The 1,627-nt window shown below is 63.2% G+C and carries 1 protein-coding gene; it reads left to right on the top strand.

Annotation, left to right across the window (positions count from 1 at the left end):
- Positions 1–258 precede the first annotated feature (258 nt).
- The coding region (gltX, locus tag EN906_RS33405; protein WP_127375736.1) for a glutamate--tRNA ligase at positions 259–1,627 on the top strand (1,369 nt) is incomplete at its 3' end.

Below are 1,627 nucleotides of genomic sequence, written 5' to 3'. Positions count from 1 at the left end.
AACCGAAAACCCCGCCTGTGCGGCGGGTCGCTGGCGCAAATCAGCACCATAGCCAAATATGTACCATAGCTGAGGGCACCGAGTCAAGAAAAAATTCCTATCGTGAAAAGCTGCCGGCACAAATGGGCACCGCCGGCCTGGGCGCAGTCGGAGGCGTCCACCGTCCGGTCTTTTCATTCCAGCCGCCATGTTCTATGTCTGCCGGCCAGCGCGGGGGCGCGTCTTGTCAACCACAAAAGCATCCGGTACGCCCCGTTCATGACAGTTACCGTTCGTTTCGCCCCGTCGCCGACCGGCCGCATTCATATCGGCAATGCGCGCACGGCTCTGTTCAACTGGCTGTTTGCCATGAACAACAAGGGCCGATTCATCCAGCGCTTCGACGACACCGACATTGCGCGCTCGAAGCAGGAGTTTTCCGACGCCATCCTCTACGACCTGCATTGGTTGGGCATTTTTCCCGACGCCACCGAGTACCAGTCGCGGCGCTTCGATATCTATGACGCGGCGGTCGAGAGGTTGAAGGCGGCAGGCGTTCTCTATGCCTGCTATGAAACGCCGGAGGAACTCGATCTCAGGCGCAAGGTGCGCCGCACGCGCGGCCTGCCGCCGGTCTATGGCCGGGAGGCGCTGACGCTGACGCACGAGCAGATCGCCGAGTACCAGGCCGATGGCCGCCAGCCGCACTGGCGTTTTCTCCTCCCCAATTTCTCAGGCGATCCACAACAGCCGGAACGCACCGAAATCCACTGGAACGACCTGGTGCGCGGCGAGGAAACCGTCGATCTGGCTTCGCTTTCCGATCCGGTCCTGGTGCGCGAGGACGGCACCTATCTCTACACGCTGCCTTCCGTCGTCGACGACATCGAGATGGGCGTCAGCCATGTCATCCGCGGCGACGACCACGTCACCAACACCGGCGTGCAGATCGCCCTGTTCCAGGCGCTGGCTGCCGAGCCGCCAGTGTTCGGCCACCATAATCTCCTGACCACCGCATCGGGCGAGGGCTTGTCGAAGCGCACCGGCGCGCTCTCGATTGAAAGCCTGCGCGAGGACGGCATCGAGCCGATGGCCGTCGCATCATTGGCCGTCCTGGTAGGCACTTCGGAGAATGTCGCGGCGGTGCCGACGATGGGCGAACTCGCCGAACGCTTCGATCCGGCGGCGACATCGAAATCCGCCGCCAAGTTCGATCCGGACGAGCTGTTCGTGCTCAACCGGTCGCTGCTGCACCACATGCCGTTCGCCGAGGCACAAGACCGTCTGATCGTGCTCGGCGTCTCCGGCGAGCAGGCCGAACCGTTCTGGCTGGCGGTGCGCGGCAATCTCGACAGGCTGGCCGATGCGGTCAACTGGTGGCGTATCCTGCGCGACGGACCGCAGGAGAAGCCGGAATTTTCCGGTGACGACCGCGATTTCCTTCGACAGGCCTTCGATCTGCTGCCGGAGGAACCCTGGAGCGCGACGATCTGGAAGGACTGGACGGGCAAGATCAGGGAAGCGACCGGCCGCAAGGGCAAGGCGTTGTTCATGCCGCTCAGAACAGCCCTTACCGGACTGCCTTCGGGGCCGGAGCTTGCAGATCTATTGCCGCTGATGGGTCGGGAAGGAACGTTGGCCCGACGAC

The sequence above is a fragment of the Mesorhizobium sp. M7A.F.Ca.CA.004.06.1.1 genome (assembly GCF_003999135.1).
Taxonomy (GTDB): domain Bacteria; phylum Pseudomonadota; class Alphaproteobacteria; order Rhizobiales; family Rhizobiaceae; genus Mesorhizobium.
The sequence above is the reverse complement of the archived record's forward strand: the minus strand, read 5'-3'. Positions and strand labels throughout refer to the sequence as shown.